This is a genomic window from Flavobacterium sp. (genome assembly GCF_044368995.1).
Taxonomy (GTDB): Bacteria; Bacteroidota; Bacteroidia; order Flavobacteriales; family Flavobacteriaceae; genus Flavobacterium.
Window position 1 is genome coordinate 1 of sequence record NZ_JBIPMS010000072.1, and the last position, 8,364, is coordinate 8,364.

Genomic DNA, 8,364 nt, shown 5'->3' on the forward strand with positions numbered 1-8,364 from the left:
AAAAAAAAACATCTCAACTAATGTGAGATGTTTTTGTTTTGTATTGCATTGTAAAATTTTACTATAAATAAACTTGTAATAGCGCCTAAAGCATTTGCTACAATATCATACCGATCAAAAACCCTGTTTTTTGTAAACTTTTCTTGTAAGAATTCAATACTAATTCCTAAGCATAGCGCCATGAATAGCACAATTAAAAAATAACGTAACGAAATGTGTTTGATACTTTTTATCCACAAAAAAACAAATACAAAATAAAATATAAAATGTATTATTTTGTCAATATTATCAATAGGTATTGAAGGTAGACTTGGCACATCGTTTAAACACAAATAAAAAATTAAAAGTGTCCAAAAAATGGCGCTTATTTTAAAAAAATTATGCCCCAATAAGTGCTGCATAATCCTCACTTGATAGTAAATGTGCTATTTCAGAAGCATCGGATATTTTTACTTTTACCATCCATCCTGCGCCGTAGGAATCAGAATTTACAGCTTCTGGATTACTTTCTAAATTGTCATTAAATTCTATAATTTCTCCACTTAATGGCAAAAATAAATCTGAAACCGTTTTAACTGCTTCCACAGTACCAAAAACCTCATCTTTTGCTAATGTTTGGTCTAACGTTTCTACTTCAACGTAAACAATATCACCTAATTCTTTTTGTGCAAAATCAGTAATTCCTACAGTTGCTACATCGCCATTAATTGAAACCCATTCGTGGTCTTTTGTGTACTTTAAATTCGCTGGTATATTCATCTTATTAATTGTGTTTTATTTTTTACAAATGTAATTTATATTCTTTAAAGTCGCAAATTGTTAAGTCATAATGTCGTAAAGTCGAAAGTCTTAAAGTGATTGACATGATGACTTTCGACTTTACGACTTTATGACTTTATGACTAATAATTAGTTTCCGAAATTATATCGCAGGGTAAATCCTGAGCGGATATTTGTTAAAGGAAAAGCCGTAGATATAACTGCTTTAGAAAACTGGTGATCATAAAAGAAAATAGCTGTAAAATTCTTGCTGAAAGAATAATCTGCTGTTAATTTAAATGACCAAATATTTTGACCGCCGCCTAGTTGATTATTATTATAATCTAAATACCGAACAATTGTCATGTTTTTACGTAATGTAAAATCAGCTTTTAGATTGATGTCACTTTTAATCATTCCTTGAGCGTTATCTGCTAATTTCGAATTAATTTGTACGCCTTTAATTCTGTATCCTAAACGAACGGTGTAGTCATTTCCTTGCACTTCGGTTAATAAGTTATTATCGAAACTCATGTTTAAACTTCTGTCTTTTTTAACTTCAGCCATCACATTAAATGAATTTTTCAACTCAAAACTAACATTAATTAACGGGTTAAATTGCTCTGTTAAATTGACATTTGAAGTAATGACTTCTGGAAACAAATTGCCTTTTGTATCGGTTGGACTAGGATTTAAATTACTTCTAAAAGCGTTCACACTATAACTGGAACGATAACCATGTTGTATAGAGAATTTTTTGAAATTATCTTTAAACCAAGCCATCTTCATAAATCCCGTATATTTCAATGTCCAGTTTGGCAACGGGAAGTTAGAAAACAACCCAGTTTGCACCTTAGCAGTTTGTACTCCTGCATAAGCAGATAAAAAGGCCGGTACTAAAACACGCTGACTATTTTTTCCAAAACCGGTAGGATAACCATCTAATTCTCTTGGGAATGATGTAGTGCCATAATATGCTTCTGCCAAGCGATCCGCTATTGCAAAACGATTTTTACGGAATCTTTCAAAAATTTCTGATTCATTTTCATCACTCGCTTTGAAAGCAGTTTTAATCATTACAGTAGAAATACTGAAGTTTCCAGTACTAAAAGGGGCTCTTGATTGGTAATTTCCACCAACAGCGTCATATTGTTCTGAATAATTTTCTGTGATATTTCTTTCCGCATTTATGTCGATTCCTAAGTCGGGAATCAATTCTATTCTAGCAGTATAATCTAATTTTTTTGATTTAATTTGAGAATAACTTTGATTAAACTCAGGATAATTTGTCAAATAACCCATTTTTGCAGCTTCGTATCTTATATCGGATTGATCTCCAAAAATAAACCCTAAACTTGGTTTAGAACTTCCGAAAAATCCTAAACCTGGCAAATAACCTGGTAAAAGCGTCCCCCCCGATTCTGAATAATTTACTTGAATGTTTTTAACAGCAGTTAATAATCCAATACCAAATTTAGCAAATGCATTTCTTTCTTCCGTTTGTGGCTGTTTTGGTGCTGTATTGGTAACTTTTTCACCTGGTTTTGGCGGCGCTTTTTTAGTAGTTGCAGGTTGTTTTTTCTGTTTTTTAGCGGTTAAACCAATGTATTTATAAAAGATATTCATATCTAATCCGGCATTTATTTTATGCGAATTAGCATTTTGAATGGTGTTTCCTAATTGATACGTAGTTCCGTCTAACGCTTGAAAAGTTGAAAACGCATCTGAAGCACGTTGCCAACTGTAATCACCTGTGTATACATAAGAAGTTTTAATAAAACTTAAAGCTGGAATTTTATTAATTGGCAAGTCGTAATTAGCCGTTATTTGTTGGTTGTGCGTGTTTGCTGTACCAAAATTCCAATAATCGTTCCAAATATCTAAATCGTTAATTGGGTTATTTTGTGTGTCAAAATAATTACGAACTATGTTATTATTAGCAGCTGTGTAATTTAATTTTAAGGATTTTGTGATTGGAAAATTTACGCCATACTGATAATTGAAAAAATAATTTCTTCTATATAGCGGATCCAAACCTATACCTTGAACATCAATTAATCTGAATTGTTGGCGATTAAATTGTCTGGTAATATTAGAATTAAACGTAACGTTACTTGGCAAAAAGTTGAAATTAAAATCGCTTATTGCTTTATAATAGCCGTTTTTCTTGAAAAATTTATTCTTCTTGAAAGGTTCTATAGATTTTGCTTTAAATGAATAGGCGTAATCTAAAGAAGTTTTTTGTTGTTGGTCTACCAAATTTTGTACTTGGTAATCGTGATGTAACATTTCGTTAAAAGAATAAGAAAGTGTAATATTTTCTACATCATAAAAATGTTGTTTTTGTTTGTCACCTCTATCTTTTTTTACACCGATGAAGTTAACACTAGTTCGTTTTGTATAATCTATGGCACGATTTTGAATTTCTGCTTTTTTATCTTGATTTGATTCGGCAGCTACGACTTCGTTTAATTCTAAATCTTGAAATAGAGGATCGTATTTTGGTGTGATTATTTGTTCGCCTACAGCATAATTGAAAGGTAGATTCAATTTCCATTTTTTTGGTAAAATTTGACCCACATTAAAATTTGATACGATGTCGTATTGTTTTACATCTTCTCTGCTTCTTTCGTTAGGACCTTGTTCTAATGCGCCAAAACCAATGGTGCTTATACGTCCCGTTGCTGAAAAAGTGGCGAAATCGGCAATATTTGTATCTAAATTGGCCACTGCAGCATAACCGCCTTTGTTGTCGATTTCTGACATACGCAATTCGTTGAACCAAACTTCCCCTCTTAAAGGTCCAGTAGCTGAAGGGTTTGGATTTTTTACTCCAATCATTAACGTTCTCACTTGCCCAAAATTTGGATTTCCTTTAATTCCAATATTTAACCTGCTTTTTGAGGAACCTAATGCACTTTCATTTAAAAAAGCAATTCCGTTAGCGTCTGGAACAATTGAACCATCACCAGCAATATTTAAACTTTTAATTTTAGATAATAAGGCCAAAGACAATTCAATTTCGTTATCTGCTAACCAAATATCTTCTGCTGTTCTGGCACTTAAAGAACTTACTCTTAACGGCATTTCAATTTGATAGAAGTTATCGGTAAAATCATTTCCTAATCGAATGAAAGCAACTAATTCGTCATCTTTTAAATCTGTACCATTTCCTAAATCAGATTTTAAAGGCTCTGCGTGTAAAAACATGCGTAGTTTTTTGTATTGACGCATATCCACATCTACATTTTTAAAAACACCTCTTGCATCATTTTCTTCTAATCCGCCTAAACCTAAATTTGCAGGATCTTTTTTATAAATTCGTAATGATAAAGACTGTTCATTTTGATTGATAACCGTATTGTTATTATATAATTGCTCTCTATCAACTCCCGGAGGAGCCACGTAAGGAATAGGGCTTCTGTTGGCGTTTTCTTGAATATTAACTGCTACTACATCAAAACCAGTATCGTCATCAGATACATTGGCATCTAATGCGTCTAGCGTATACACAAATCTTCTCCATTCGCCTCGAACTAAATCTAAAGTCCCTAAACGAAGCGTTACTTCATCCTTAAAACCAGATAAAAACATTCTCATAAATCGAATGGTTCTAAAATCGGTAATTGGACCTTCAATATTAGCAGCAGTTGCTTCTAAAATTGGGATTTTATATTGCACCCATCTAACTGGAATAGCATTTCCATTTGGCACAGCTGCTGTAGTAGTTAAAACATCAGAAACATAATTTTGTCCCACAACTGGATTTGGAGCAACTGGAATATTAAATTTATAATAGGCATTTATCGTATTCATGGTATTGTCCCTATTTAAATCTTCAACATCTGGTACGGTTGAATTTCCTCTATTGGTATCTGTTACTGTAATGGGCGAATTTCCTTCTAGTCCGTTATAATTTTTATAGCGATCTAAAATGGTTCCCGTAGTATTTAAATAATATTGATAATTATCTGCTGAAGCATCAGCAAAAGCCGCAAAAGCTGGGTGCTTAATTTTTTCTTCCGCATCATTTAAACCATTTAAACCAACATCCTGAACCCCTCTATTGGCTTCATTGGTATCAAAAGCATAAATTAAAGATTGCGAAGCAGGCACTTTACCCCAGTTTGTAGCATATGTTGGCTGAGTGCCACCATTTTCTGGCAAGCCATTTTCATATAATTTTCTACCGTCTTTTAAAATATCTTCACTAATTTCTCCTAAATTTAAGGTTAATGTTCCTGTATTTGACGGATTCGTAACATCTGTAGTAGTTCCGAAATAAGGATCCATCATCCAAAACTGCACATATTCTACGTTAGATTGTTCAAAATTTGTAGTATTGATGGCGCGCATGATCCCCCCCCAATTATTTGGAGCGTCAATAGCCGGAAATTGGTTATTTGCAGCGGCAACAGGATTGTAATTATATGGTCCACGTTCTTTTGGATAATAGGTTAAATCTAATGTGTTTATTACATTAGTTTGCCCTTGAGGAATATCGATATTTGGAAATAATTCCTGACTAAAAATTCTTCTGGTTTTATTGGTAGAAATATCATTATCATCAATTCCTGCAGGCTTGTTCACATAAAAAAGCGGGTCAATATTATACCAAGATAATTTGGCTCTTTTGTACCCATATACTCGGTCATCTTCATTTAATTCCCCGCCAAAACCTATTGGCGTACTCGCTAACGACCAAGCCAAAGGCGATTTTAAATCGATATTAGATTGAGATCCTTCAAAATCATCTATGTAGGAAGTAGGTTCGCCATTAAAATCCGCAGCTTTTGGAGCATTAGGAAATAAATAAGCAAATTCTCCTCTGAAAGAAAGATTTGATGGTGCTTCTGTTTCAATGTTTGGTAATTTATTTACCAACCTTGTTAAAAAAGGAACTTCTGTTGAAAAATTAGTGTTTAAACCAACTATTGTATTATTTACAGATTCTTGATTGTAATCGGCTTTTTGCGTAAAAGGTCGTTCTGTCATTTTCAAGAATGTCGCACCTAATAAAAACTTCTCATTAAATTTATGCTCTACATTTAAACCATAAAATCGTTTGGTTTGTTGTCCGAAAACCGAATTATTTTCTAATGATACATTTATTGGTGTGTTAGACGCCATTAAAGACGGATCTAAAATTTGTACCTTACCAGCTTGGTAATTAACGGTATAATCTACCCCTTCTACTAAAACTCTACCGCCTGCTGTAACCACAACACTTCCTTGAGGCACATTAAAAGCGTTTAAAGAAATACCATCACCTGCAGAAGATTTAAAACTTCCTTTTAATTTAAATTTATTTTTTGAACTCTCTTGTAAAGCGGCAGCTTGTGTAGATTTATATAACGTTCTGAAAACGTATTTTGATTGATTAGAGTTGTATGAAAGTGGTGTGTCATAATCTTCCGTTAAGGTAGTAACATCTAATTTATTGAATAAGTGTTTTCCAAATGGTTCTACCGTAGTGAAAATAATTCTTCCGTATTGAGAATCGACAGTTATACCTGGATAAAAATCGAAAAATCCATCGCCATTTGGTTGTGGATCATTCGTAAAGTTTAACTTATCTAAATTGAAAACCTTTAATAGAGTTGTATTGGCCACATTTGAAGGCAGCGCATCTATACCAGATTGCGTAATGTAATTTAAAGGTGAAGGATCTTGATACAAGATGTTAAATTTAAAATCTTGTTGTTGCAATTGGTTTCCACCTGGAATTTGATAGATGTTTTTCATCATTAAATCCCAACTTGGTTCACTTACATTGATTAAACTTCCTTTCAACATTTTTAAAAGTAATGCTTGCGTGGTTGGCACACCCGCTGGATCAACTGTAGTAGATTCTAAACCATCATTTGCAAATTCCCCAACTTGGTATACGTCTCCCCCTATCGTATATTGATACGCTACAGCCAAAACCTCATCATTTTGTAATTTCTGATTTAAGGAAATATACCCTAATTGCGGGTGAAAAGTATATTCTGTAGTCGCTAATTTTCTTGCGTTTTCTAATTTCGAATAATCAATACCTTCTGAAAAGGTACTTGAAGTATTGGCAACTAAATTAAAACCTGTTGATGCAGTGGCAATTTCCCTAATTGCAGGCGTTAAAAAACTCCCCGCTTGTCCTATTGCAGCTGGATTGAACTTGTTATTTTTATTATCTGTTGGTGAATTAATTGGCTCACTAAAAAAAGTAGGATTTAAAGTTAAATCAGTTCCTACCACTTCATTATCTGGCGTAGTAGTTAATTGTGATTCTCCTAAATCTTGTAAAGCAATTATGTTTCTTAAATTGTTATCTGTATTGGTAACTCTGTTTTGCTTATTGGTAATCCAAACTTCAATTCTGGTGATTTTTGCACGAGAATCAATTACTGGATAATTTCTTAAGGCATTGTCATAATTATTTCTAAAATATTGTGATAAGAAATAATGCTTATCCGAATCGTAATCTAAGGCAAAAAAGTCAAACTCTTGAATGGTTCCTCCACCTTGAGTGGTTATAGATTTTGATTGCGATTTTTGTTCGGAAAATACCCCTGTGAAAGTAGTTTTTCCAAATTGAAATTGTGCTTTTACTCCAAACAAACTTTGTGCGCCACGTATTAAAGAATTTGAAATAGGGAAACTTACATTTCCTACTTCAATTTTCTGCAAAACATCATCTTCTGTTGGTGCGTAATCTAATTTTATTAAATTTTGAAAAGCGAACGTCGATTGGGTGTCATAATTAATATTTACATTCAATCTTGTCCCCACTTTACCTTGTAACCCCATTGAAATTCGTTGATTGAAATCAAAGGCGGTGGTTTTTCTATTTCTAGGCGAAAAAGAAGGATTATCTTGTTTAGTAAATCGTATGCCTAAATCTACTTCTACAGAACCGCTTGGTTTTACATCAATAGTATTACCACCAAAAATGGCTTCAAAAAATTTGTTATTTACATAGAATCTTGGTAATAAGTTTTTTCTTGCTTCTTCAGAATCTGCTCTTTTTCCGTCAACGGCATTTTGTTTGTCTTGGAAATACTTCCTCATGGTTTCTTTTAAAACCAATTTTTCGTATTGTTCTGGAGTTAAAATTAAAGGATAATTAATGTTAAAACCATCTACAGAAGCCGTGTAAATATATTTATTAGAAATAGGATCATAAGTATAGCCATCAATAATGCTTTTAGGATTAGGCAAAGAAATTTGACCCAAACTATATCCTTTTTTTATTGAATCTTGCGCTTTAACTGGTGTTGTTTGTGCTAAATTATGCACACTAAAAAACATCATAAAAATTACAATGCTTGTTCTTGAAACTATATTTTTAAGTAATTTTTTCAAATTATAATACTTTTAATGCTTGTTTTATTAATTCCTCGACAGTGGCTGCTGGCGAATTAACAATAATTTTTTCTACTACTTTTTCGGCGTTTTTTCTAATATATCCCAAAACTTCTAAAGCAGATAACGCTTCTTCTTTGTTTGTATTGTATAAACTTCCCGAAATTTCTTCAATTGCATATATTTTTAATACTTTATCTTTAATGTCTAAAATTACACGTTGTGCCGTTTTTAAACCAATTCCTTTAATCGATTGAACGGT

The 8,364-nt window shown here is 32.7% G+C and carries 3 protein-coding genes and 1 pseudogene; all 4 read right to left on the minus strand.

The features are described from left to right. Positions 1–17 precede the first annotated feature (17 nt). Complete coding sequence (locus ACIQ2I_RS06215; protein WP_396181572.1) at positions 18–401, minus strand: VanZ family protein; 384 nt, start codon at positions 399–401, stop codon at positions 18–20. Beyond that, entirely contained in the window at positions 379–759 is a 381-nt protein-coding gene (gene gcvH, locus ACIQ2I_RS06220) for a glycine cleavage system protein GcvH (protein ID WP_396181573.1), read from the minus strand. Before gcvH ends, ACIQ2I_RS06215 begins: the two co-directional genes overlap by 23 nt. Before the next feature lie 149 nt (positions 760–908). Then, the gene (gene sprA / locus ACIQ2I_RS06225) at positions 909–8,048 is read right to left on the minus strand and encodes a cell surface protein SprA (RefSeq protein WP_396181574.1); all 7,140 of its coding nucleotides are present in this window, start codon (positions 8,046–8,048) and stop codon (positions 909–911) included. Between the two features lie 55 nt (positions 8,049–8,103). After that, positions 8,104–8,364, minus strand: a pseudogene (locus ACIQ2I_RS06230) (Holliday junction branch migration protein RuvA); the annotation flags it as partial.